Consider the following 25455-nt stretch of genomic DNA (forward strand, 5'->3'; position numbering starts at 1 on the left):
GCCGAAGGCCTCCTACGGTTTGTGACGCCGAAGCTCAGCCGCCCAAGGCCTCCGTCACCACCGCGCGGGCCTCGGCCTGCACCTCGGCGAGGTGCTCGGGCCCGCGGAGGCTCTCGGCGTAGAGCTTGTAGACGTCCTCCGTGCCCGAGGGGCGCGCAGCGAACCACGCGTCCGCGGTCTGGACCTTGAGGCCACCGATCGCGGCACCGTTGCCCGGAGCGTGCGAGAGCTTCGCAGTGATCGCCTCGCCCGCGAGTTCGGTCGCCGACACGGCCTCGGGCGTGAGGCGGGCGAGCTGTGCCTTCTGTGCGGGCGTCGCCGGCGCATCGACGCGCTGGTAGGCGGAAGCCCCGTATTCGGCCTCGAGTTCGGCGTAGCGCTGCGACGGGGTCTTGCCCGTCACGGCGAGCATCTCGGCCGCGAGCAGGCAGAGCAGGATGCCGTCCTTGTCGGTCGTCCAGACCGATCCGTCGCGGCGGAGGAAAGATGCCCCGGCGGACTCCTCGCCGCCGAAGGCGATCGAGCCGTCGAGCAGTCCTGGGACGAACCACTTGAACCCGACCGGCACTTCGTAGAGCCGGCGGCCGAGCGCCGCGACCACCTTGTCGATGATCATCGACGAGACGAGAGTCTTGCCGACCGCGGCATCCGCCGGCCATCCCTGGCGGTGCGAGTACAGGTAGTCGATCGCCACGGCGAGGTAGTGATTGGGGTTCATGAGCCCCGCGTCGGGCGTCACGATCCCGTGCCGGTCGGCGTCGGCGTCGTTCCCGGTCAGGATGTCGTACTCGTGCCGACGTTCGACGAGCGCCGCCATGGCCGACGGCGACGACGGATCCATGCGGATCTTCTCGTCCCAGTCGAGGGTCATGAACTTCCACGTCGGGTCGACGTCGGGGTTCACGACCGTGAGGTCCAGGCCGTACTTCTCGCCGATGAGCGCCCAGTACTCGACCGAGGCGCCGCCGAGCGGATCGGCGCCGATCCGCACGCCGGCGCTGCGGATCGCATCGATGTCGATGATCGACCCGAGGTCCGAGACGTACCCCTCACGGAAGTCGAAGTCGCCGATCGCGTCGCCGTCGAGGTCCTTGAACGGGGTGCGCTGCACGCCCGCGAGCGATGCGGCGATGAGCTCGTTCGCGCGATCGGCGATCCAGCCCGTCGCATCCGTGTCGGCGGGCCCGCCGTTGGGCGGGTTGTACTTGAAGCCTCCGTCGCGAGGCGGGTTGTGGGACGGCGTGACGACGATGCCGTCCGAGCGACCCGGGTCGTCGAGGGCACGGCCCTTGTTGTAGACGAGGATCGCGTGCGACAACGCGGGCGTGGGAACCCAGGCATCCCGACTGTCGACGCGCACGTCGACGCCGTTCGCGACGAGCACCTCGATCGCGCTGCGTTCGGCGGGCAGCGACAGGCCATGCGTGTCGCGGCCGAGGAAGAGGGGGCCCTCGATGCCCTGCGACCGGCGGTAGTCGACGATCGCCTGCGTCGTGGCGAGGATGTGCCACTCGTTGAAGCTCGTCGACAGCGACGAGCCGCGGTGGCCGCTCGTGCCGAACGCGACGCGCTGCTCGGGCACGGATGGATCGGGGACGCGGTCGTAGTAGGCGGAGATCAGCTCATCGATGTCGATGAGGTCGGAGGCTTCGGCGGGCTGTCCTGCGCGGCTCATGATGTCAGTCTGCCGGTTTCCCGGACGGATGTCGCGGGCTTTCGCCCTCGGCGTGCACAACGTCGGCAGATCGTGCGTCGCAGGGTGCGACAGCTCCGGACCGCTCGGCAGACCGACGGATCTGCCGACGTTGTGCACGTCGCTATGCCGCGAACCGTGTCGAGTGTGCGACGAGGGCGTCAAGCGCGACGCGCAGTGCGGGGGAGTCGGCCTGCGTACGCCGGTGGATCGCGATCACGTCGCGCGTCGAGGCCGGCTCGGCGGTGGGGATCGCGACGAGGTCGGGGCCGAGCTCGCCCCGACCGAGGCGCGGCACGAGCGCCACAGCGAGCCCCGCGCGGGCGAGTTCGAGATGATTGTGGAACTCCATCGACTCGTGCACGATCCGCGGCGCGTTCGGGATGCCGTCGAAGAGGCGCCGCAGCCACTGGCGGCAGATCGTCGCCTCGAACGTCGCGACCCAGCGCTCCTCGGCGAGGTCGGCCGGATGCAGCACCTCCCGCGTCGCGAGCGGGTGGTCACGGCGGACGATGACATCGGCGACGTCGGTGAACAGCGGCGTCGCGACGAGATGGTCGGGCATCGCGAGCGCGACGCCGCCCCACCGATGTGCGATACCGAGATCGCGCTGCCCGGACGCGACGAGCGCGATGGTCTCCCACGGCTCGCTCTCGCGGAGCGGGAGGCGCAGGCCGGGATGCCGCTCACCGAGATCGGCGAGCACGGGCGTGACGAGTCCACGCACGACGGTCGAGAACGCGGCGATGCGGATCTCTCCGACGACGCTGTCGTCGGAGCCCGCGAGCTGCAGGTCGGCGCGCAGGCGTTCGAGGTCGGCGAGGATCGGGGTGGATGCCACGACCAGCCGGCTGCCGGCATCCGTCAGCACGACGCCCCGCCCGACGCGCTCGAGCAGGGCGACTCCGGTCTCGCGCTCGAGGCGCTTGACCTGCTGCGAGACGGCGGACGGCGTGTAGCCGAGCGTCGCGGCCGCCGCCGAGACACTGCCCTGCGTCGCCACGGCCCGGAGCGACTGCACCGCTTCCAGATCGATCATGAAGCAATGCTACTGAATCAGCGACAGAATCATTCGCTTGTCCTTCATTCGGGGATCCGATGAAGTGGAGGAGTGAATAGACGCGACATGATCCTCGCCGCGGCGGTGGCGACCTTCTGGGGCTTCAACTTCGTCGTCATCGACTGGGGGATGGACGGGATCCCCCCGCTCCTGTTCGTCGCGATCCGCTTCCTCGTGGTCTCGGCGGCCGTCTTCGTCGTGCCCCGGCCTGCGACCGGATGGCGCACCGTCGTCGGAGTCGGACTTTTCATGAGCCTCGGTCAGTTCGGCCTGCTCTACACGTCGATGGCCCTCGGACTTCAACCCGGACTCGCGGCACTGCTGCTGCAGGCTCAGGCCGTCTTCACCATCGTCATCGCGGCGGGCGTCCTGCGCGAACGTCCGACGCTGCCGCAGGCCGTCGGAGTCGCGATCGGAGTGATCGGCCTCGCGATCGTCGCGGCCGGCCGCGGGGGGAACGCGCCGGCGCTCGCGGTCGCGCTCGCTCTCGCGGCGGCCGTCTCGTGGGCGATAGGCAACGTCATCTCCCGGCGTGCCGGGGTGGTGAGCGGGCTGGGCCGCCTGGGTTCGCTCTCGCTGACGGTGTGGTCGGCGCTCGTCGTGCCGATCCCCGCACTCGCACTATCGTTCGCGTTCGAAGGCCCCGAAGCGATCGCCGCGGGTCTCGCAGACTTCGGCTGGCGCCCCGTGGCATCCACCCTCTACACCGCCGTCCTGTGCACCATCGTCGGCTACGCGATCTTCAACGGTCTGCTCGCGCGCAACCGCTCCGCCGCCGTCGTGCCCTGGGTGCTGCTCGCGCCCGTCGTCGCCATGGCCTCCGCCGCGGTGCTCCTGGGGCAGATCCCGACTCCCGCCGAGATCGTCGGGGGAGCGGTTCTGGTGGCCGGTGTCCTCGTGACCAGCCTGCGCGTGCGGGTGCGGCGCGCACGGGAGTCGACGCCCGTGGCGTGAGCGCAGCTGTGCCACGATGGTCGAGGCGTCCCGTCCGCGCCGCGATCCGAAAGGCAGTAAATCCGTGAGCAAGCGCGCGCTCATCGTCCGCGGCGGCTGGGAGGGGCACAAGCCCGTCGAAAGCACCGACCTGTTCATCCCCTTCCTCGAGGCGCAGGGCTACGACATCCGCATCGAGGGATCCCCCGCCGTCTACGCCGACGCCGGTGCGATGACCGAGACGGATGTCATCGTCCAGTCCGTCACGATGTCGACGATCGAGCGGGCCGAGCTCGAAGGGCTGCGCGCCGCTGTCGCGGCGGGCACCGGCTTGACGGGATGGCACGGCGGCATCGCCGATTCGTTCCGTGCGTCGTCGGATTACCTGCAGCTCGTCGGGGGCCAGTTCGCGACGCATCCGAGCAAGCACCCCGACGAGGTCGCCGGGGCTGCGAGCGACAACTTCCTCCGCTACACGGTGGAGATGACCGACGTCGGCCGGGAGCACCCGATCACGCACGGCATCCCCGACTTCGAGCTCCAGACCGAGCAGTACTGGGTGCTCACCGACGACCTCAACGACGTGCTCGCCACGACGACGCATCCCGCGCCGCCCTGGCATCCGTGGCACCGTCCCGTCGTGTCGCCCGTCGTGTGGACGCGTCACTGGGGGAGAGGCCGCATCGCCGTCGCGACCCCTGGGCACAGCCCCGAGGTGCTCCAGAACGAGCACGTCCGCACCATCGTCGAGAGGGGCATCCTGTGGGTCACCCGCACGGCATCGGCATCGTAGGACTGGGGGCGATCAGCAAGGCGTACCTCGACACGCTGACGCACGCATCCGGCATCCGCATCGCGGCCGTCGCCGATCTCGATGCATCGCGCGCGCAGGCGGTGGCGGAGGGGATTCCGGATGCCGCGGCCCTCACGGTCGCGGAGCTCCTCGCATCTCCCGAGGTCGACACCGTCCTCAACCTCACGATCCCGGCCGCGCACGCCGAGATCGCGCTCGCCGCGCTCGCCGCCGGCAAGCGCGTGTACGGCGAGAAGCCGCTCGCGGCCGACCTCGCCGCGGCGCAGGAGGTGATCGCTGCAGGCGGCGACCGCGTCGGCTGCGCGCCCGACACGGTCCTCGGCACGGGCGTGCAGACCGCGCGCGTCGCGATCGACGACGGACTCATCGGGCGCCCTACGGCGGCGACGGCGGTCATGGTGACCCCGGGGCACGAGCGCTGGCATCCGAATCCCGACTTCTACTATCAGCCCGGCGGCGGGCCGCTGCTGGACATGGGCCCGTACTACGTCACGGCCCTCGTGCAGCTCCTCGGCCCGATCAGATCCGTCATCGGGGCCGCGAGCACTCCACGCGCTTCCCGCACGATCGGCGCCGGTCCCCGTGCGGGCGAAGTCATCCCGGTCGACGTCGAGACGCACGTGTCGGGCGTGCTCGAGCACGCCGGCGGCGCACTGTCGACCATCACGACGAGCTTCGACGCGACGCGCACGACGGCGGCGCCGATCGAGGTGCACGGCGACGAAGGCAGCCTCGTCGTGCCCGACCCGAACACCTTCGCGGGCGACGTGCGGCTGTTCCGGACGGGTGACACCGACTGGCGCACCCTCGATCCGTCGGCCGGCTATGTCGACAGCGCTCGAGGCATCGGGCTGCTCGACTTCGTCGCGGGCGAAGCGCGGGCGAGCGGCGCGATCGCGCTGCACGTGCTCGAAGCGATGACGGCGCTTCTGCAGTCAGCACGCTCGGGGTCCCGGATCACGCTCGAGTCCACCGTCGTCCGCCCCGAGCTCGTCCCGCTCATGCATCGCGACGAGTGGCTCGCTCTCGGGTAGCGGCATCTCGTCTCGTCGCTGTACTCCTCGCTCGACGAGCGGCCCTCGGTCGTTCCGCGAGCCCAGCGAGACGAAACGACGAGCACGCTGACTAGGCTGGGGCGCGTGACTGACGAGGCATCCGGAATCCGCACCTACAGCTTCCTGGGGCCCGCCGGAACCTTCACCGAGGCCGCACTCGCGCAGGTTCCCGAAGCGCGCGGTCAGCGCTGGAGCCCCGTGCGCAACGTCGGAGAAGCGCTCGCCGACGTCGTCGAGGGGCGATCGGATGCCGCGATGATCGCGATCGAGAACTCCGTCGACGGCGGGGTCTCGACGGCGCAGGACGCCCTCGCCACGGTCGGGGGCCTGCGGATCGTCGGCGAGTACCTCGTTCCCGTCGACTTCGTGCTCGTGGGGCGACCCGGCACGAAGCTCGAGGACGTCTCTCTCGTCGCGGCGCACCCCGTCGCGTACGCGCAATGTCTGCAGTGGCTGACCCGCACGCTTCCCGCGCATGCGCACGTTCCCGCCGCGAGCAACGTGGCGAGCGCCGTGGGCCTGCTCGACGGGACGAGCGATGCGGATGCCGCGATCGCGCCGCCCGGCATCCTCGATCATCACGACGTCGAGCTCCTGGCCGAGCAGATCGGCGACAACGCCAACGCCCTCACGCGCTTCGTGCTCGTCAGTCGCACCGTCGCGCCGCCCCCGCCGACGGGCGCCGACAAGACGTCCCTCATGGTCGAGCTGCCCGAGGATCACCCGGGCGCCCTCATGGAGATGCTCGAGCAGTTCGCGACGCGCGGCATCAACCTGTCGCTCCTCGCGTCGCGCCCGATCGGCGACGCTCTCGGGCGCTATCGGTTCGTCATCGACGCCGACGGCCATGTGCACGACGAGCGCATGGCCGATGCCCTCCTGGGCCTTCGGCGCTTCAGCCCCAAAGTCGTCTTCCTCGGCTCGTATCCGCGCGCCGATCGTGCCGTCGTGCACTACCCCGACCGCTACTCCGACGACGTGTTCGTCGAGGCGCGGGACTGGTTGCGCGGGCTGCTGAGCGGAGAACCCGAATCATGAGCTTCGACTTCGATCCCGAGAACGAGACCCACCTCCGGGCGCTCGCGCGTCTCGAGTCCGAGCAGGTCGTGTGGCTCGTGACGGCGGGGCGCGACGGCTACCCGCACGCTGTGCCCGTGTGGTTCCTGTGGCTCGACGGCAAGGCCGTGATCTTCAGCGAGCCCAAGACGGCGAAGGTCGCCAACATCCGCGCGAACGACAAGGTCGCACTGCACCTCGAGGCGGGCGACGACGGCGAGCAGCTCCTCATGATGCGGGGGACCGCGGTGCTCCACGACGGCGCCGGGCCGGAGTGGGTGGCCGACATCGGCGACGACTACACCGCGAAGTACGACGAGTGGCTGCAGCGCCTCGAGCTCACGACGGCGTCGATGCTCGCCACCTACACGACCGTCATCGAGTTCACGCCGGACAAGCTCATCGCCTGGTAGTCGTCACCCCGCGAGGAGCTCGAGGGTCTGGATGCGGCCGGGCGCAGCATCCATCCCCTCGCCGTCGTAGGACCCCGCGATCGGCGAGATCATGACCTCGTCGACGTCGTGCTGCGCCGCGAACGACGCCAGCTCGGCGCGCACCGTCTCGCCCGTGCCCACGAACCACTTCGACCGCGACGACGCCATGATCGACTCCGCCATGCCGTCGAAGTCCGCCGCGCCCGCGATCGCCTGCTCGACGGTCTCGAGCGCGACGAGCGGACGATTCGTGCGCAGTCGCGCCATCATGCGCAGTTGCGGCAGGGCGCGCTCCTCGGCCTCTTCGGCGGTCGGCGCCGCGATCGCGTTGGCGGTGAGGAAGGTGCGCGGCGTCTCGAGGATGCCCGATGGCCGGAACTGCGACCGGTACAGCTGGAGCGCCCGCTCGAGCCCTTCGCCCGAGAAGTGGTTCGCGAAGACGTAGGGCAGGCCGAGGGATGCCGCGAGCTGCGCCGAATAGTCGCTCGACCCGAGCAGCCACACCTCGGGAACCGTCGTCGACGCGGGTGTCGCCCGCACCTCGTAGGTGCCGCCCGAGGTGAACCGCACCGTCGCTCCGTCGGACGAGACGAGCGACAGGATGTCGGAGATGTGATCGGGGAACCGCTCGACATCGCTCGTCGTGCCGCTCTGGCGCAGCAGCTGAGTGATGACCGGATCACTGCCCGGCGCGCGGCCGATGCCGAGATCGATACGCCCCGGCGCGAGGGCCTCGAGGGCCGCGAACTGCTCGGCGACGACGAGCGGCGAGTGGTTGGGCAGCATCACGCCGCCCGACCCGACGCGGATCCGCCGGGTCCGGGCGGCCGCCGCGGCGACGAGCACGGGCGGGGCGGTCGATGCGACGGCGGGCATGTTGTGGTGCTCGGCGAACCAGTAGCGCACATACCCGAGGTCGTCGGCGCGCTGCGCGACCGAGAGGGATGCCGCGACCGCTTCGGCGCTGGACTGCCCCGCGCGCACGGGCACGAGGTCGAGCACGGACAGGGCGGGAGCGGCTGAGGCGATCATCCTCCCCCTCAACCATCCCGGTCGGGCGGGGTATTCCGTCCCTCGCGTGAATCGCGCAGGATGAGACGACCGCCGGTAGGGCGATCACGCCGATGGTGCCCGCTCATCCTGAGCAATGCACGCACCTCAGGTGCGTGACGCGCGCTTGACGTGCTCGTACGCGTCGAGCGCGGCCTTGCGGGTCTCGCCGAGATCGACGATCGGCTCACCGCGCTCGTCTTGCGGGACCCATTGGTCGATGTAGAGCCCGCGCGGGTCGAACTTCTTCGCCTGCAGCTCGGGATTGAAGATCCGGAAGTAGGGCGCGGCATCGGCCCCGGACCCGGCGACCCACTGCCAGTTGAACGGATTGTTCGCGGCGTCCGCATCGACCAGCGTGTCCCAGAACCACTCCTCACCGTGCCGCCAATCGATGAGCAGGTTTTTGATGAGGAAGGATGCGGCGACCATCCGCACACGGTTGTGCATGTAGCCCGAGTGCCAGAGCTCCCGCATCCCGGCGTCCACGAGGGGGATCCCGGTTCGTCCGTGCTCCCACGCGCGCAGCAGCGTCGGCTTCAGGCGCGGCCACGGGAACGCGTCGAACTCCCGTCGCAGGTTCTTCGTCGCGAGGTCGGGGAAGTGGAAGAGCGTGTGCCAGGCGAACTCGCGCCAGCCGAGCTCCGACAGGAACCGGCCGCCGCCGCCAGCCTCGACCGCCTCGTGCCACACCGTGTAGGGGCTGATCTCGCCCCAGCGCAGGCGCGGCGACAGCAGCGACGTCGCTCCCGCAGACGGCTCGTCGCGGGCGCGGTCGTACGAGCCGAGGTCCTCGGAGAGGAACTCCCGCAGCCGGTGGCGTGCGGCGGGCTCGCCCGGTTCCCACGTCTCGCGGAGTCCTCCGGCCCAGTCCGGCTTCGTCGGCAGCAGACCCCACTCGTCGAGGGAGTCGGACGCCGGGGCCCGGCCGGGACCGTGGACCTCACGCGGCTCCGGCAGCGGTGCACGCGGAGACGGGAGAGCGAGACACGCGCGCCAGAACGGCGTGAAGACGGAGAAGTGAGTCCCCGCGCCGGTCTTCACCTCCCACGGCTCGTGCAGGAGTGAGCCCGCGAACGACTGCGCGTCGAGGCCGTCCTCACGCAGCGACGCCTTGATGCGCGTGTCGACCTCGCGCTCGGGCCCGCCGTAGCGGCGGTTCCAGAAGACCGCGGAGGCACCGGCATCCTTCGCCGTTTCGTGCACGACCCGCTCGGCTGGACCTCGACGAAGGACGAGCGTCGATCCGCGTTCGCGCAGGCGCTCGCCGAGCGAGGCGAGGGAGTGATGCAGCCACCACCTGGCGGCGCCGCCGAGGGGACGGATGCCGGGGGATTCCTCGTCGAGGACGTAGAGCCCGATGACGGGGTCGCCGCGGTCGATGGCCGCTCGCAGGGCGGGGTTGTCGGCGAGGCGCAGGTCGTCCCGGAACCATACGATCGACGACGTCATCACCCCATTCTGTCGACGTGCCCGCTTCGGCGTCGCGGGCTTGACAGGGTGCTACTGCCGTACGAAAGGGACGGATGCCGCGTACCCCTCGGTGCTGAGGTGCAGCACGAGTTCGTCGCCCGTGCACGTGAACGAGGATGCCGAGACCGGCCACTCGGCGAGCGTCTCGGCAGTCTCTGCGGCGAAGATCGCGCTCGCGGCGGCATCGTCGGTCGGAACGACCGTGAGCCCGTTCTCGCGCGCGGTGAGCGCGAGGCTCTCATCGTCTGCGCTGTAGTCGCCCGACATGGTGCCGCCGAGCGCGACCGCGGCGGTGTGGCCGAGCCACGTCACCGAGGCCGGCACGCTCTGCGTGAACGCGAAGGTGCCGTCGGCGGTGAAGTCGATGTTCGCCGTCGCCGCCGGATCGATGACGGCGGCCGGGTACTCGAGACCGCCGGGCAGGGCGTCGTAGATCGGCTGGAGCTCGTCCGCACCGACCGACCACGCTCCGACGAGGCACGCAGGGGTGGGCGTCGGCGTGGGGGTCGGGGTGGGCGACTCGGCATCGGTCGTCGTCGCCGTGCACCCGCTCGCGACGAGTGCGACGGTCGCGAGGAGCGTCATCGTGCGCAGCGGTCGCGTCATCCGTCCATCATGCGGCTTCGCCCGAGCGAATCCGGGCACCGAGCAGAGACTGTGTCGCTCTTGCATCCGCTTGCAAATTCTTGCGTAAACTGTGCGCATGTCGAAGCGTCTCGCCGAAGTGGCGCGCAAGGTCGGTGTCAGTGAAGCGACCGTCAGTCGCGTCCTCAACGACAAGCCCGGAGTCTCCGAAGCGACGCGGCAGGCCGTGCTCACGGCGCTCGATGTCCTCGGCTACGAGCGCCCCACGAAGCTCCGCGGCGAGCGCGCCCGCCTCGTGGGGCTGGTGCTCCCCGAACTCCAGAACCCGATCTTCCCCGCGCTCGCCGAGATCATCGGGGGCGGGCTCACGCAGAACGGCTACACGCCGCTGCTGTGTACGCAGAACACGGGCGGCATCACCGAATCCGACTACATCGACCTCCTTCTCCAGCAGCAGGTGTCGGGTGTGATCTTCCTCGGCGGCAATTACAGCCAGGCGGATGCGCCGCACGAGCACTACGAGCGGCTGCGGCAAGTCAACCTGCCGACGGTCCTCGTCAACGCGCGGATCGGATCGATCGACTTCGCGACGGTGTCGACGGATGACGCGGCCGCCGCCGAGCAGGCGATCCAGCACCTGCATCAGCTCGGACATCGGCGCATCGGCATGCTGATGGGTCCGGTCGACCACATCCCCTCCCAGCGCAAACTCGCCGCCGCGCGGCCGTTGTTGGAGCGGCTCGGCTCGCCGCTCGACGAAGCGCTCATCGTGCGCGGGCTGTACTCCCTCGAATCGGGCCAGGCAGGGGCATCCCGCCTCTTCTCCAACGGCGCGACGGCGATCGTGTGCGCGAGCGACCCGCTCGCCCTGGGCGCCGTGCGGGCCGCGCGGCGCGCGGGGCTCCGCGTGCCCGACGACGTGAGTGTCGTGGGCTACGACGACTCCGCGCTCATGAGCTGCACCGAGCCGCCGCTCACGACCGTGCGCCAGCCGATCGAGTCGATGGGGCGGACGGTGATCGACCTGCTCCTCTCGCAGATCGCCGGCACCACCGAGGCGGGCGACGAGCTGCTCTTCGAGCCCGAACTCGTCCTGCGCTCCTCGACCGGCCCGGTCTCGCTGTAGCTGACGCCTCCCCGCAGCGGGCCCAGGTGCCTGAACATTCCAGCCCTACGCGCAGCGGCGTGCCCTGCGCAACCCGAACGAGAGGGTGAGACGTCACAGCCGTGGCGTTACTGAATCGCAATCTTGCGTGAGATTGTCAAAGACTTGCACTCACGGATCCGCGAAGCTACATTCTCCTCAACGAGACTTTCCCCCGACGACGAGGAGCCCCGTGGACACCGACGTCCTCAGCCGCAAGGAGCAGGCGCTCACACCGTCGACGGCCGACCCGCTCTGGTGGCGGTCCGCCGTCATCTACCAGGTGTACGTGCGCAGCTTCGCCGACGGCAACGGCGACGGCACGGGCGACCTCGCGGGCGTGCGGGCGCACCTCGGCTACCTCAAGGATCTCGGCGTCGACGCGATCTGGTTCAACCCGTGGTACCCGAGCCCCATGGCGGACGGCGGTTACGACGTCGAGGACTACCGCGACATCGATCCGCGCTTCGGCACGCTGGCCGAGGCCGAGATCCTCATCCGAGAGGCGCTGGCCCTCGGCATCCGCACCATCATCGACGTCGTCCCCAATCACATCTCCGAGCGCCACGAGTGGTTCCAGGCGGCGCTCGCGGCGGGCCCGGGCAGCCCCGAGCGCGAGCGATTCTGGTTCCACCCCGGCAAGGGCGAGGACGGCTCCGAGATCCCCACGCACTGGGTCTCGAGCTTCCAGGGCGAGACGTGGACGCGCACGACGAACCCCGACGGCACGCCGGGCGAGTGGTACCTGCACATGTTCACGCCCGAGCAGCCGGACCTCAACTGGAACCACCCCGACGTGCGGCGCGAGCACGAGGACATCCTGCGGTTCTGGTTCGACCGGGGCGTCGCGGGCGTGCGCATCGACTCCGCCGCTCTGCTCATCAAGGACCCCGACCTCCCCGAAGTGGGGGAGAAGGATGACCACCCGACCGAGGATCGCGACGAGCTGCACGACGTCTACCGCTCGTGGCGCGCGATCGCCGACTCCTACCCCGGGACGCGCGTCCTCGTCGGCGAGATCTGGGTGCCCGACATCGTGCGCTTCACGAACTACCTGCGCCCCGACGAGATGCACACGGCCTTCAACTTCGACTTCCTCGCGCGGCCGTGGGGCGCGGCATCCTTCCGTGAGTCGATCACGGCGACGCTGGCCGCGCACGCACCCGTCGGCGCTCCGTCGACGTGGGTCCTGAGCAATCACGACGTGACGCGCCCCGTCACCCGGTACGGGCGCGAAGACACGACGTTCGCGTTCCTCAAGAAGCGGTTCGGGGTGCCGACCGACCCCGAGCTCGGGCTGCACCGCGCACGCGCGGCGGCGCTCCTGGTCGCGGCACTGCCCGGCAGTCTGTACATCTACCAGGGCGACGAGCTCGGGCTTCCCGAGGTGGAGGACCTCCCGCTCGAGGTCATCGAGGACCCGATGCACTACCGTTCGGGGGGCATCGATCCCGGACGCGATGGATGCCGCGTCCCGCTCCCGTGGGCAGGAGAGGCAGCGCCCTACGGGTTCAGCCCCGACGGCACCGCGACCTGGCTGCCGCAGCCGGCCGGATGGCGCGGTCTCACGGTGGCGGCGCAGGACGCGGACCCCGCCTCGACGCTCAACCTGTACCGCGACGCGCTGCGTCTGCGTCGCGAGCTGCCCGAGCTCGGCGACGGGCCGCTCGAGTGGCTCGACGGCCTCGGCGACGAGGTTCTCGCCTTCCGTCGCGGCGACGGGTTCGCGTGCGTCGTCAACACGGGCGAAGATTCCGTGCCGCTGCCGGACGGCGCGACCGTGCTCCTGGCGAGCACACCTCTGCACGACGGCTCCCTCCCCGGCAACACGACAGCGTGGCTGCGCTCTCACGGCGCGACCACCACCCCCAACCCCCCGGAAGGCCGTGCGCCGAGAGGCTGACGCGCGCCCCTTCCACCGAGAAAGGAAAGACGATGAAGTCACCAGCAAGGGTCCTGCTCGCCGGTGTCGCCGTGGTGGCGACCGTCGGAGCTCTCGCCGGCTGCAACGCCGGCGGCGGCGATGAGAGCAGCGGAAAGGTCGAGCTGCGCGTCGCGACGTTCCCGCCGGGAGCGGATGCCGCGGCCTACGAGGCCTTCGCGGCTCAGGAGAAGCAGTTCGAGGAAGAGAACCCCGACATCGACATCATCGGCGTCGAGTACGAGTGGGAAGGGCCGACGTTCGCGGTCCAGCTCGCCGGCGGCTCGCTGCCCGATGTCTTCACGGTGCCGTTCACCGACGCCAAGACGCTGCTCGAGAACGGCCAGCTCATGGACGTCACAGCCGAGATGGACGAGCTCGGCTACACCGACAGCTTCAACCCGATCATCCTGGACGCCGTCACGGGCGCCGACGGCAAGCTCTACGGCTTCCCGCGCCAGGCGTACGCGAACGCCCTGAGCTACAACCGCGAGCTCTTCGAAGCGGCCGGGCTCGACCCCGACTCGCCGCCCGAGACGTGGGCCGAGGTGCAGGAGTACGCGAAGCAGATCACGGATGCCACGGGCAAGGCCGGCTACTCGCAGATGGCGATCAACAACACGGGCGGCTGGCAGCTCACGGTCGGCACCGTCGCGCGCGGTGGTCGCACCCAGATCGACAACGAGGACGGCAGCGCCGAGTCGACGATCGACAACCCCGCTACGAAGGGCGTGCTGGAGTTCCTGCACGCGCTGAAGTGGGAGGACGGCTCGTTCGGCTCTAAGGTCGACCTCGACTGGGGCATGATCAACCAGGAGTTCGCGGCCGGCAACATCGGCATGTACACCACGGGTTCCGACATCTACACCGCTCTCGTGCGCGACTTCGGGCTGGACCCCGACGTCTACGGCATGACCGTCATCCCGCTCGAAGGCGATGAGCCGGGCACGCTCGGCGGCGGCGACATCGCCGTCATGAGCCCGACGATCGACGACGAGACCAAGGCCGCGGGGGTGAAATGGATCGACTGGTACTACATGCAGAAGCTCCTGAACGAGGACGCCGCCGTGCTGGATGCCCAGACGCTCAACGAGTCCGGTCAGGCCGTCGGCACCCCGGTGCTGCCGGTCCTCAGTCGCGAGCTGTACGAGGAGTCGCTCATCTGGATCCAGGACTTCATCAACGTCCCACTCGAGCAGATGGCGCCGTTCCGCGAGCGGATCTGGGACCAGACGCCGGTCGGCGAGGCGAAGAAGAAGACGCAGGAGGTCTACGCTCTCCTCGACACCGTGGTCCAGACGGTCCTCACCGATGAGAACGCCGACATCGACGCTCTTCTGAAGCAGGCGCAGACCGACGCGCAGGCCCTGCTCGACAGCTAGTCCGGATCGATGATGGATGCCGCGGACTCGAGCGGTCCGCGGCATCCATCTCCCCCACCCGAGAGATGACGATGACCATGACGACTCTCGAGCGGCAGGACGAGGCATCCGCCCCGCCGCCCGTCGTACCGGTGCGCCGTAGGACCCGGCGCACGCCGCTCACCTGGTATCGCGGCGGGGGCCTGTGGAACCTGCTGTTCCTGCTGCCCATGATCTTCGTGTTCTTCTTCTTCTCGTGGTCGCCGATCGTGCAGTCGGTGATCATGAGCCTGCAGAAGACGAATCTGATCGTCTCGGAGTGGGTCGGCTTCGACAACTACGTCACCGTCCTGACGGATCCGCAGCTCGGTGCAGCGGTGCTCAACACGGTCTACTTCGCGGCGCTCGCGCTGCTGTTCGGCTTCCCGCTGCCGCTGTTCATGGCGGTGCTGATGAGCGAGGTCCGGCGGGGCAAGGGCGTCTACTCGGCGCTCGCGTACCTGCCCGTCGTGATCCCGCCCGTCGTCGCGGTGCTGCTGTGGAAGTTCTTCTACAGCGCCGATCCGTCGGGCGTCTTCAACACGGTGCTGGGGTGGGTCGGCATCCCGCCGCAGCCGTGGATCCAGTCAGCCGTGCAGGCGATGCCGTCCCTCGTGCTCGAGGCGACGTGGGCCGCGGCGGGCGGATCGATCATCATCTACCTCGCGGCACTCCTCTCGGTGCCGCCCGAGCTCTACGACGCGGCAGAGGTCGACGGCGCCGGCATCTGGCGCAAGGTGTGGCACGTCACGCTGCCGCAGCTGCGCGGCATCCTCTTCATCATGCTGATCCTGCAGGTAATCGCGACCGCGCAGGTGTTCCTCGAGCCGTTCCTGTTCACGGGCGGCGGCCCCGCCGGCGCGACCCGCACGATCCTGCTGTACATCTACGACAAGGCGTTCCGCAACAGTCTCGGCGGCGACTACGGCGAAGCCACCGCCGTGTCCGTGCTGCTGGCGATCGTGCTGGCGATCCTGTCGTGGCTGTACTTCAAGCTCACCAACCGCTGGAGCACCTCATGATGACGACGGCGCCCATCCGCGAAGGGGCCCGCGGACTGGTCTCGAAGCGCAACGTCTTCGGCCGCAAGAAGCTCGACTCGATCGACGACCTCGCCGAGCGGACGATCGTGTCGGCGTCGGAGCGGCGGCGCCCCGGCACGCGGATCTGGATGACGCTGACCCACGTGTTCCTCGCGGTCACGCTCGTGATCGCGGGGCTCGGCCCGATCCTGTGGCTCGCGAAGTCGGCGGTCACACCGACGCAGGACACCCTGCAGCAGCCCTTCGCGCTGTGGCCGAACGGCATCGACTGGGCGAACCTGTCCACGGCGTGGAACGACATCCACATCGACCAGTACTTCTGGAACACGATCATCATCGCCGCGGGGGCATGGTTCTCGCAGCTGTTCATCGCGACGACCGCCGGGTACGCGCTGTCGGTGCTGCGTCCGCGCTACGCACCGATCCTCAACGGCCTCGTCCTCGCGACCCTCTTCATCCCGGGCATCGTGCTCCTCGTGCCGCTGTACCTCACGATCGTCTCGCCTCCGCTGCTCGGCCGTGACGCGAGCATGCTCAACAACTACCTCGCGGTGTGGCTGCCGATGGCCGCGAACGCGTTCAACATCCTGCTCGTCAAGCGGTTCTTCGACAATCTGCCCCGAGAGGTGTTCGAGGCGGCCAGGACCGACGGCGCGGGGCCGTTCCGACTGTTCTGGTCGATCGTGCTGCCCATGTCGAAGCCGATCCTCGGCGTCGTCTCGGTCTTCGCGATCATCGCCGCGTGGAAGGACTACCTCTGGCCCGCGCTCGTGCTGCCCGACCCCGCGGTGCAGCCGCTGTCGGTCCGCCTGCCGGCGGTGCAGTCGCAGACCGAGCTCGACGTCTTCCTCGCGGCGCTCGCGATCTCGGCGCTCATCCCCATCGGCATGTTCCTCCTCTTCCAGTCGGTCTTCCTGCGCTCCGCGGGGCTCGGAGGCGCCGTCAAGGGCTGAGGGATGCCGCGCCATGGCCTGGTTCGTGACGTATTCGTGGAGGGGGCTAGGCGATGTCCGACCCGGTTGATACGTTCGATGCGTGTGAATAGGGCCGTCCCTGGGGGGGCGGTCACGGGGTGTTCACGCACACGACACGAATACTGGGGAGTTCTCACGTTGCCTACGCATAAGCGTGGGCGCGCAGTGGTTGCCGGCATCGCCGGGGCCGCCATCGTCGCGCCCGCTGTCCTTCTGTCCACGCCCGCTTTCGCCGCCGAGCCCGACACGACGAAGCCGGTGATCACGGCTATCACGCCCGGCGACGGTTCGGTCGTCCGCGGTACGGCGAAGTTCACCGCATCCATCGACGAGGCGGCCATGTCGTACTCGTATCTCGAGTTCAACGTGGGCGGTCGCTGGCTGACCGACGACACGAAGGAGCCGGGCTCGGTCAAGTACGGCAACTCACCGTCGATCACGCTCGACACCACCCGCTGGGCAGACGGCCTGTACGGGCTCAAGGTCAATGCCGTCGACAAGAGCGGCAACGGCGCCGAGAAGCGTGTCGCCGTGACGATCGACAACACCGCCCCCGCGATCACGACCAACCTCGTCGACGGTCAGTTCGTCTCGGGCAAGGGCGACATCGTCGTGACGGTGGCTGACGCGAACCCGCTCGCGTACCACGCGCAGCTGTACAAGGCCGACGGCACCCAGGTGCCCGCGGTGAAGGGCTACTCGTACGCGCCCTCGGGCACCACGCTCACGATCCCCGCGACCGATTGGAACGCGCTCGCCGACGGCTCGTACTACCTCGCCGTCTCGGCGCGCGACAAGGCCGACAACGCGGCATCGCTCAAGGTCGCTCTCGTGCGCGACAGCACGCGTCCCGAGATCACGGTCGTCTCGCCCGGCGCGGACGCCTTCGTGGGGCGCTCCGCCGTCGTCGAGTTCACGGCGACGGATGCCTCGGGCTTCGATGTGGTGGCGGCGAACCTCTATCGCGGCTCGACGCTGCTGCGCACCCTCGTGCGCGCCGAGGCTCCCGCCGGCACCGAGTGGTCGGGCACGGGCACGCTGCCCGCCGACCTCGCCGACGGCGCGTACTCGATCCGCTTCGGCGCGACCGACAAGGCCAAGAACAACCGCACCGTCACGCGCTCCATCACCGTCGATGCGACGGCCCCCGTCGTGAAGATCGCGGCGCCGGCCGCCCGCGATGCCGTCCGCGGCAATCTCACGGTGTCGGGCACGGCGACCGATACGGGTGCGGGGATCGACGAGGTCGTGCTGCACGTGCGCAAGGTGAAGGACAACGGCAACCTCGACGGCTTCCTCAACACCGTCACGGTTCCCGTCGTCGACGGCGCGTGGTCGGTCACGCTCCCGTCGACGGGCTTCGCCGATGGCGCCTACGGCGTCACGGTGCTCGCGACCGACCGCGTCGGCAACACGAACGGCGGCGGCGCCAGCGTCAAGCCGTTCACGATCGACAACACCCGCCCGGGTCTCGCGATCGTCGCCCCCACCAGCGGTTCGTCCGTCGTCGCCGGTGCGTCGGTCGACGTCGTCCTCTCGGCGAGCGACGCCGGTTCGCTCAACCGGGTCGCCGCGAACCTCTACGACTCCGCCGGTGAGCTCGTGAAGGCGATCGGTGCGACGTCGGGCACGTCGGCCATCGGCGCGACGACGTGGGAAGGCACGTACTCCTTCCCCGCGGGCATCGAGCCGGGTGCGTACACGATCCGTGCCAGCGCGTCCGACGTGACGGGCAACACGCGCACGGTCACGTCCTCGGTTCTCGTGACGGCGCCCGTCGTCGAGCCGCCGGTGGTCGAGCCGCCCGTCGTGCAGCCGCCCGTCGTCGAGCCGCCGACGAAGCCGACGTTCGCTTCGGTGCTCGAGTGGCTGCGCTACCTGCTGAGCCTGCTGCTCGGAGTGTTCGCGCGCTGACAGTGATCATCACAGCGGGGCATCGGAGTGATCCGGTGCCCCGCTTCCGTTCGGTGCGGTGCCGGTCAGAGGCCGGTCACGTCGTGCCCGCGCGGCACCGCGACCAGGAGTGCGCCCGGGTCGATCCGCGTGCGGACCGCGACGGCCTCGCCGAACTCGTCGCCGTCCAACTGCACGGGCTTCGGATCGGTGGATGCGACGTCGATGCCGTCCCCGCGCGAATAGAGCACCGAGTTGTCCTTCGTGCGCAGCGCGAGCATCCGCCTGCCCGTCTTGGACTTGCGCAGCACGCTGTTGTCCCACGCGACGCGGCGCCAGACGAAGAGCCAGCCGAAGGCGCCCTTGGGCTGGAAGATGACGACGTCGAGTGCGCCGTCGGTGATCGACGCGTCGGGCACGAGCTCGAGTCCCGCGGGGAGCGACCCGCAGTTCGCGAAGAGCACGCTCTGGACGCGTGCGCTGTGCAGGCGGCGCCCCGGGAGCTGGTACATGATCCGGAACGGCTTCGCGTTCACGAGCGAGCGCGCTGCCCCGTCGACGTACGCGACCCAGCCGACGGACTTCTTGAGCTGGGGATTCGTGTTCGCGATCATCGCGGCATCCAATCCCATCCCACCCATCACGACGAAGGCATGCTTGTCGAGCGTTCCGTCGGCACGACGAAGCTCGGCGAGGCCGACGTCCATCGCCAGGGTGTCACCGTCGAACGTCGCGCGGATCATCGCCTCGCGATCGGTGAGCGGCAGCCGCAGGTTCCGGGCGAGGAGGTTGCCCGTGCCGCTCGGCACGATCGTGAGCTTCACGCCGGAGCCTGCCATCGCCTCGGACACCGCGCGGACGGTTCCGTCACCCCCCGCGACGAGGACGGCATCGGCTCCGGCCGCGAGCAGCTCCTTCGTCGCGCTGTCGCCGAGATCCTCGATCGTGGTCTCACGGAAGAGCGGCTCACCCCAACCCGCCGCCGCGGACGCTTTCGTCACGGCGCCGCGCAGCGCGTCGGTGTCGACCTTCGTCGGGTTGTACACGAGTGCGGCCCGGCGCACGTTCGCGGCCGCCGAGGGGGCATCGGCGGGGGGAGGCGTCATGCTGAAACGATAGCCCCGGATGCCGCGCCACCGGCGCTCAGTAGACTTGACCGGTGATCGATCCCGTACTCCTCCGTGAGAATCCCGAGCTGGTCAAGCGCTCGCAGGAAGCGCGTGGCGAGTCGCCCGACACGGTCGACGACGCCCTCGCCGCCGACCGGGACCGCCGAGCTGCCATCACCACGTTCGAAGAGCTCCGCGCCGAGCAGAACGCCCACGGCAAGCGCGTCGCCCAGGCTCCGAAAGACGAGAAGGCGGCGCTCGTCGCCGCGGCGAAGGATCTCAGCGAGCGCGTCAAGCAGGCACAGCACGCCGTCACGGCGGCGGAGGAGGCATCCGACGCCGCCTTCGCCCGCGTCGAGAACATCGTCATCGACGGTGTTCCGGCCGGTGGCGAGGAGAACTTCGTCACCCTTCGCACGCACGGCGGAACGCCCAGCTTCGACTTCGAGCCCCTCGACCACCTCGCCCTCGGCGAGAAGCTCGGCGCGATCGACATGGAGCGCGGCACGAAGGTGTCGGGAAGCCGCTTCTACTTCCTGACCGGCATCGGCGCCCGTCTCGAGCTCGCGCTCATGAGCCTCGCCCTCGACCGTGCCCTGCAGCACGGCTTCACCCCGATCATCCCCCCGACGCTCGTGCGCCCCGAGGTCATGAAGGGCACCGGATTCCTCGGTCAGCACGCCGACGAGGTCTACCACCTCGAAGACGACGACCTCTATCTCGTCGGCACGAGCGAGGTCCCGCTCGCGGGCTACCACATGGGCGAGATCCTCGATCTCGGCGCGGGCGCGAAGCGCTACGCCGGGTGGTCGACCTGCTATCGCCGCGAGGCCGGTTCGTACGGCAAGGACACCCGCGGCATCATCCGCGTGCACCAGTTCAACAAGCTCGAGATGTTCGTCTACACGACGCCCGAGGACGCTGAGGCGGAGCACCTGCGACTCGTCGCGCTGCAGGAGGGGATGCTGCAGGACCTCGGTCTGTCTTACCGGGTCATCGACGTGGCGGCCGGCGACCTCGGCTCGAGCGCCGCCCGCAAGTACGACATCGAGGCGTGGGTGCCGACGCAGGGTGCGTATCGCGAGCTCACCTCGACCTCGAACTGCACGACCTATCAGGCGCGGCGGCTCGACATCCGGTTCCGCCCCGAAGGGGGCAGGACGCAGCCCGTCGCGACGCTCAACGGCACCCTCGCGACGACGCGCTGGATCGTCGCGATGCTCGAGACGCACCAGCGCGCCGACGGCTCGGTGGAGGTGCCCGAGGTGCTGAGGCCGTACCTCGGGGGGCTGGCCGTGTTGGAGCCCATCGCGTGACCGACGCGCACCTGCCTCCGACGGGGAGCATCGAGGTCGTACGGCCCAAGAAAGCCGCGAAGCTCGTCGAGCGGGTCGCGCGCGATGCCGAGGACCCGAACGTCGCGACCGAGCGCCTGCTGATCGTGCTCGACATCGACGGCACGGTGCTCCTCGAGGACGAGTCCTTGAGCCCCGGCGTCGTCGATGCGATCGCGCATGCACACCGCGCCGGTCACGAGGTCATGATCGCGACGGGCCGCAGCTGGGAGGGCACGCACGGCATCATGCGCGTCCTCGAGATCGCCCCCGAGTACGTCGTGTGCTCCAACGGCGCCGTCGTTCTCAAGCGCGTGAGCGCCGACGACCTGCGCTACGAGCGCTGGCACATCGAGACGTTCGAACCCGCCGAGGTCCTGACGCTGCTGCGCGAGCACCTGCCCGACGCGCGCTACCTCGTCGAGCTTCCCGACGGGCACCGGCTGTACACGGAGTATCTGGAGGATTGGAACCTCGCAAATGCCCGCCGCGTGCCCTTCGAAGAGCTCGGTGAACAGCCCGTGTGCCGCGTCGTGGTCGTCGCGCCTGAGCAGCAGGAACAGGACTTCGTCGACCTGGTCGCGCGCATCGGGCTCACTCAGGTGACGTACGCGGTCGGTTGGACGGCGTGGCTCGACATCGCACCGCAGGGCGTCGACAAGTCGACGGGGCTCGAACTCGTGCGCACCGAGCTCGGGGTCGATCCCGCCCACGTGCTCGTGATGGGCGACGGGCGCAATGACGTCGGCATGTTCCGCTGGGCGCTCGAGAACGGCGGACGAGCTGTCGCGATGCAGCAGGGTCCGCAAGAGGTTCGGGATGCCGCGGGCGAGACGACCCTGTCGGTGCAGGCGGGCGGCGTCGCGGCGGTGCTGCGCACGTTGTAGGGGTGACGCTTGGGCGTGCCTTTCAGAGCTTCCTCAGCCGTGATGGGGACAATGGACGGATAGGGCTGTCGGTTAGACTCGACGACTGTTCGCTCCTGTGCTCCGGCGCAGGGCCTGGAGGGTTGTCCGAGCGGCCGATGGACCTGGTCTTGAAAACCAGTGGGCAGCAATGTCCCGTGGGTTCGAATCCCACACCCTCCGCTGCAAAGAGGGGCGCTCCCTCCGCACTGAGGGACCCCACCCCCGAGAGGACCCCGTGAGCCAGACGACGACCAAGCCCGCACGGCGTGGTCGTCGACCCCTCGCGCGCCACGGATCGCTGAAGTCGCCGCATCCGCTCTCCTTCCTGCTCAAGGTCGTCGGCGTCATGGTGGCGGTCGTGCTCGTCTCGGGATTCGGTGTGGCGGCCTACGCCCTCACCGATCTCACGACCAGCTACGTCGACGATGCCGTCGAACTCGAGGGTCAGGACTCCGTGCCGCCCGACATCGGCGCGATCGAGACGGGCGTCGATCTGCTCATCGTCGGGACCGATGAGTGCGAGCCCCAGTTCGCCGGCTACTTCGGCGCCCGTTGCACGGGGGCGGATGCCGGGGGCCAGCTCAACGACGTCAACATGCTCGTGCACATCTCGAACAATCCCCGTCGAGTGACGGTCGTGTCGTTCCCGCGCGACCTCATGATCCCCATTCCCTCCTGCACGCGGGAGGACGGCTCCACGACGTCCGAGATGAGCAAGCAGCAGATCAACTCCGCGTGGTCGTATGGCGGCCTGTCCTGCGTCGCCAAGACGATCTCGGCGTTGAGCGGCCAGAGCATCCCGTTCGCCGCGAAGGTCAGCTTCGGCAACGTCATCAACATCACCGATGCGATCGGCGGCGTGGAGGTCTGCATCGGCAACGGCGGTATCCGCGACCGCTACACCAACATCGACTGGCCGGCCGGCCCCAGGAACGTGCAGGGTATCGAGGCACTCCAGTTCCTGCGTACCCGTCACGGATTGCAGAACGGCAGCGATCTCGCCCGCATCTCGAACCAGCAGCAGTACATGTCGCGTCTCGCGCGCAAGCTCGTGAGCGAAGAGGTGCTGACCGACCTGCCGACGCTGTACAAGCTCGCAGCCACCGCCGTCGACAACGTCACCCCGAGCCAGACGCTCACGAACCCCCTGACGCTCGTGCAGATCGCGCTCGCGGTGAAGGACGTGCCCTTCGACGAGATGGTGTTCCTGCAGTACCCGGTCAACGCCGACCCGGCCGACAACAACCGCGTCGTTCCGAACTACGCCGCCGCAGAGGAGATGTGGGCCGCGATCGCCGCCAACGTCCCGCTCAAGGTCACGAACGACCCGAACCGCGGCGGCGGAGTGATCACCGTCGAGCCCAGCGCCCCGGCCGAGCCGGCGCCCACTCCGACCCCGGGGTCGACCGAGGCCCCACCCCCGGCCGAGACGGCCGTCGAGCTTCCGAACTCCATTCCGGGCACCACCGCCGCGGATGAGACGTGTTCGGCCGGAAACCTCAGAGGCTGACGGCTGATGACTTCGAACGACAGGTCCGCACGCACGGGCCGCGCACCTCTTGCGCGACACGGCGAGCTTCCGACGCGGCATCCGCTGCGCACGATCATCGCGATCTTCGCCGTCGTCGCCAGCGTTGTGGTGATCAGCGTCACGGGCGTCGGAGCCTATGCCGTGTGGGATGCCGCGAACGCGGCTGTCGGCAAGGCCGTCGACATCGGCGAGGAGGGCGAGGTCATCCCGCCGTCCATCGGCGCCATCGAGGGCGGCGTGAACGTGCTCGTCGTCGGCACGGATTCGTGCGAGGGCGCGAACGCCGGAATCTCGGCCGCGTGTCAGAACGGCGACACCGAGGGCGAGCGCAACGACGTCACGATGCTGCTCCACATCTCCGACAACCCGCGCCGCGTCACGGTCGTCTCCTTTCCCCGCGACATGATCGTGCCGATCCCCGCGTGCCCGCGCGAGGACGGCAGCGGCGACTACTCCGCCATGAGCGCGCAGATGCTCAACGCGTCGTACATGTACGGTGGCCTGCCGTGCACCGTCAAGACGATCGAGGCGTTGACGGGCGAGAACATCCAGTTCGCGGCATCCATCCGCTGGACCGGCGTCATCAACATGTCCGACGCCATCGGCGGCGTCGACGTCTGCGTCGCCGAGGACGTCCACGATCCGCACACCACGCTCACCCTGGCCGCCGGACACCACACCCTGCAGGGTTGGACGGCGTTGCAGTTCCTTCGCATGCGTCACGGCATCGGCGACGGGTCGGACCTCAGCCGCATCTCGAATCAGCAGCAGTTCATGTCGTCGCTCGTGCGAAAGCTCCAGAGCGACTCCGTGCTGGCGAACCCGCCCGTGCTCTTCAATCTCGCCACCGCGATGCTCTCCCAGGTGTCGGCCGGGCAGCTGACGCTGAGCCAGTCGCTCACGAACCCGACACTCATGGTGCAGATCGCGATGGCCGTCAAGGATGTGCCGTACGAGGACATCGTCTTCATCCAGTACCCGACCCGCTACGCGTCGGGTGAGGGCGGCACCTCGAGCCGCGTGCTCCCCGTCACCGACGCCGCATCGGTCCTGTTCACGGCACTGCGCGAGAACAAGGCGCTCACCCTGACCGGCAAGGCGAGCCCCGGCGACGGCGTAGAGGCGACCGGCGAGGTGGCTGCGCCCGTCACGACCCCAGCCCCGTCGGCCACCCCGGGCGAGACGACGGCACCGGTCGTGCCCGAAGAGCGCGTCGAGCTTCCGTCTGTCATCACCGGTACGACCGCCGCTGCGCCCACGTGCACCCAGGCGCAGAAGTAGCGGTTCGGCGCGTCGCCTGCGAGCGGTTATGATTGCTGGGCGCATGCGCACGCTTTCGGGCGGACGGATGCCTGGAGACGTCGCATAGTCAGGCCTAGTGCACCACCCTGCTAAGGTGGAGTCCTCGTAAGGGGACCGAGGGTTCAAATCCCTCCGTCTCCGCAGTGTGATGTCTCAGGACATCGTGAACGGATGAACCCCCGGTTTCGGGGGTTCATCCGTTTTTTTGTTGGTATCCGCGCGATGGGTTCAGGGTGAATCGGGCGAGGATTTCGCCGGTGTCTCGGGTGCTGATGATGGCGTCGTTGTTGTGGATGAGTGCGATGATCTCGATGCGTGAGTGTGCTCTGCCGATGCCGAGGTGCAGCAGTTTTCCGGAGTGGCGGATGGTGATCTTCCCGTCGCGGTCGATGGTGTCGTAGCGGACTCTCCAGATGTTCGCGTCGTCGGGCGCTGTGGGGGTGGCTTTCGGGATGAGCTGGTAGGCGAACGCGGGGGTGCGGCGGCGGAGCGCGCGGTGTGGGCGGACGTGGTTGTAGTAGTCGCGGAAGCTGTCGAGGACGTCTTGGAGCTCTGTCAGCGTCGCGGTGGGGTGGGCGGCGAGGTGCTTCTTCAGGGTCTGCCAGAACCGTTCGATTGACTCGCCCCGGCATGTCCGGAGACATGATTCCTTGGAAGGATCTGTCTCATGGGACGTCCCAGCAAGTATCCGCGCGAGCTTCGTGAGCGCGCTGTCCGCATGGTCGCCGAGCTGCGGCCCGATT

General features: G+C 69.1%; 22 protein-coding genes and 2 tRNA genes. 17 read left to right on the forward strand and 7 right to left on the reverse strand.

The features are described 5' to 3' along the window. Window positions 1-34: 34 nt before the first annotated feature. The gene (gene pgm / locus MA876_RS06645; protein WP_248147095.1) at window positions 35-1675 is read right to left on the reverse strand and encodes a phosphoglucomutase (alpha-D-glucose-1,6-bisphosphate-dependent); all 1641 of its coding nucleotides are present in this window, start codon (window positions 1673-1675) and stop codon (window positions 35-37) included. Between the two features lie 142 nt (window positions 1676-1817). Further along, a complete protein-coding gene (locus tag MA876_RS06650; protein WP_248147096.1) occupies window positions 1818-2732 on the reverse strand; it encodes a LysR family transcriptional regulator in 915 nt (304 codons plus the stop codon). A gap of 87 nt (window positions 2733-2819) precedes the next feature. Between MA876_RS06650 and MA876_RS06655 the strand changes: the two genes are divergently transcribed. From MA876_RS06655 to MA876_RS06675, 5 genes are all read left to right on the forward strand, one after another. Then, window positions 2820-3707, forward strand: coding sequence for an EamA family transporter (locus MA876_RS06655; protein ID WP_248147097.1), 888 nt, complete (start codon window positions 2820-2822; stop codon window positions 3705-3707). Window positions 3708-3771: 64 nt separating this feature from the next. After that, on the forward strand, window positions 3772-4479 hold the full coding sequence (locus MA876_RS06660; protein WP_248147098.1) for a ThuA domain-containing protein: 708 nt from the start codon (window positions 3772-3774) through the stop codon (window positions 4477-4479). Then, complete coding sequence (locus tag MA876_RS06665; protein ID WP_248147099.1) at window positions 4449-5534, forward strand: Gfo/Idh/MocA family protein; 1086 nt, start codon at window positions 4449-4451, stop codon at window positions 5532-5534. Before MA876_RS06660 ends, MA876_RS06665 begins: the two co-directional genes overlap by 31 nt. Before the next feature lie 105 nt (window positions 5535-5639). Beyond that, entirely contained in the window at window positions 5640-6593 is a 954-nt protein-coding gene (gene pheA, locus MA876_RS06670) for a prephenate dehydratase (protein ID WP_248147100.1), read from the forward strand. Continuing rightward, window positions 6590-7024 (forward strand): pyridoxamine 5'-phosphate oxidase family protein, encoded by a 435-nt coding sequence (locus MA876_RS06675; protein ID WP_248147101.1) that lies wholly within the window; start codon window positions 6590-6592, stop codon window positions 7022-7024. The genes pheA and MA876_RS06675 overlap by 4 nt, the downstream gene beginning before the upstream one ends. A 3-nt stretch (window positions 7025-7027) precedes the next feature. Here MA876_RS06675 and MA876_RS06680 read toward each other — a convergent pair whose 3' ends face one another. The 3 genes from MA876_RS06680 to MA876_RS06690 form a co-directional block, all read right to left on the reverse strand. Continuing rightward, complete coding sequence (locus MA876_RS06680; protein WP_248147103.1) at window positions 7028-8077, reverse strand: LLM class flavin-dependent oxidoreductase; 1050 nt, start codon at window positions 8075-8077, stop codon at window positions 7028-7030. A 126-nt stretch (window positions 8078-8203) separates the two neighbouring features. Then, on the reverse strand, window positions 8204-9547 hold the full coding sequence (locus tag MA876_RS06685; RefSeq protein WP_248147105.1) for a cryptochrome/photolyase family protein: 1344 nt from the start codon (window positions 9545-9547) through the stop codon (window positions 8204-8206). Window positions 9548-9598: 51 nt separating this feature from the next. Continuing rightward, window positions 9599-10174, reverse strand: coding sequence for a hypothetical protein (locus MA876_RS06690; RefSeq protein WP_248147107.1), 576 nt, complete (start codon window positions 10172-10174; stop codon window positions 9599-9601). A 97-nt stretch (window positions 10175-10271) separates the two neighbouring features. Between MA876_RS06690 and MA876_RS06695 the strand changes: the two genes are divergently transcribed. The 6 genes from MA876_RS06695 (at window position 10272) to MA876_RS06720 (ending at window position 18549) form a co-directional block, all read left to right on the forward strand. Beyond that, window positions 10272-11279 carry a LacI family DNA-binding transcriptional regulator gene (locus MA876_RS06695; protein ID WP_248147109.1) on the forward strand — a complete coding sequence of 336 codons (1008 nt, stop codon included), beginning with the start codon at window positions 10272-10274 and terminating at the stop codon, window positions 11277-11279. 211 nt (window positions 11280-11490) lie between these two features. Then, a complete protein-coding gene (locus MA876_RS06700; protein WP_248147111.1) occupies window positions 11491-13200 on the forward strand; it encodes a glycoside hydrolase family 13 protein in 1710 nt (569 codons plus the stop codon). A gap of 32 nt (window positions 13201-13232) precedes the next feature. Next, window positions 13233-14600: an ABC transporter substrate-binding protein gene (locus MA876_RS06705; RefSeq protein ID WP_248147113.1), complete on the forward strand. Its 1368-nt coding sequence runs from the start codon at window positions 13233-13235 to the stop codon at window positions 14598-14600. Window positions 14601-14671: 71 nt separating this feature from the next. Next, window positions 14672-15640 (forward strand): carbohydrate ABC transporter permease, encoded by a 969-nt coding sequence (locus MA876_RS06710; RefSeq protein WP_372491489.1) that lies wholly within the window; start codon window positions 14672-14674, stop codon window positions 15638-15640. Continuing rightward, complete coding sequence (locus MA876_RS06715) at window positions 15640-16614, forward strand: carbohydrate ABC transporter permease (RefSeq protein ID WP_248147116.1); 975 nt, start codon at window positions 15640-15642, stop codon at window positions 16612-16614. Before MA876_RS06710 ends, MA876_RS06715 begins: the two co-directional genes overlap by 1 nt. 186 nt (window positions 16615-16800) lie before the next feature. Next, complete coding sequence (locus MA876_RS06720; protein ID WP_248147118.1) at window positions 16801-18549, forward strand: Ig-like domain-containing protein; 1749 nt, start codon at window positions 16801-16803, stop codon at window positions 18547-18549. Between the two features lie 65 nt (window positions 18550-18614). On the opposite strand, the gene MA876_RS06725 is transcribed toward MA876_RS06720, so the two are convergent. Further along, window positions 18615-19634 carry a diacylglycerol/lipid kinase family protein gene (locus MA876_RS06725; protein ID WP_248147119.1) on the reverse strand — a complete coding sequence of 340 codons (1020 nt, stop codon included), beginning with the start codon at window positions 19632-19634 and terminating at the stop codon, window positions 18615-18617. A 53-nt stretch (window positions 19635-19687) separates the two neighbouring features. Between MA876_RS06725 and serS the strand changes: the two genes are divergently transcribed. From serS to MA876_RS06755, 6 genes are all read left to right on the forward strand, one after another. Continuing rightward, complete coding sequence (gene serS, locus MA876_RS06730; protein ID WP_248147120.1) at window positions 19688-20953, forward strand: serine--tRNA ligase; 1266 nt, start codon at window positions 19688-19690, stop codon at window positions 20951-20953. Then, window positions 20950-21858: an HAD family hydrolase gene (locus MA876_RS06735; RefSeq protein ID WP_248147121.1), complete on the forward strand. Its 909-nt coding sequence runs from the start codon at window positions 20950-20952 to the stop codon at window positions 21856-21858. Before serS ends, MA876_RS06735 begins: the two co-directional genes overlap by 4 nt. Window positions 21859-21974: 116 nt before the next feature. After that, window positions 21975-22059, forward strand: a tRNA-Ser gene (locus MA876_RS06740). A 55-nt stretch (window positions 22060-22114) separates the two neighbouring features. Beyond that, entirely contained in the window at window positions 22115-23389 is a 1275-nt protein-coding gene (locus MA876_RS06745; protein ID WP_248147122.1) for an LCP family protein, read from the forward strand. Between the two features lie 6 nt (window positions 23390-23395). Beyond that, complete coding sequence (locus tag MA876_RS06750) at window positions 23396-24691, forward strand: LCP family protein (protein ID WP_248147123.1); 1296 nt, start codon at window positions 23396-23398, stop codon at window positions 24689-24691. A 73-nt stretch (window positions 24692-24764) separates the two neighbouring features. Beyond that, window positions 24765-24853: transfer RNA gene (locus MA876_RS06755), tRNA-Ser, on the forward strand. A 52-nt stretch (window positions 24854-24905) separates the two neighbouring features. Here the strand turns inward: MA876_RS06755 and MA876_RS06760 are convergent. Next, window positions 24906-25455, reverse strand: a 550-nt coding sequence (locus MA876_RS06760; protein WP_248147124.1) for an integrase core domain-containing protein, incomplete at its 5' end; no start/stop codon positions are given.

The organism is Microbacterium aoyamense (assembly GCF_023155855.1).
Classification (GTDB): domain Bacteria; phylum Actinomycetota; class Actinomycetes; order Actinomycetales; family Microbacteriaceae; genus Microbacterium; species Microbacterium aoyamense.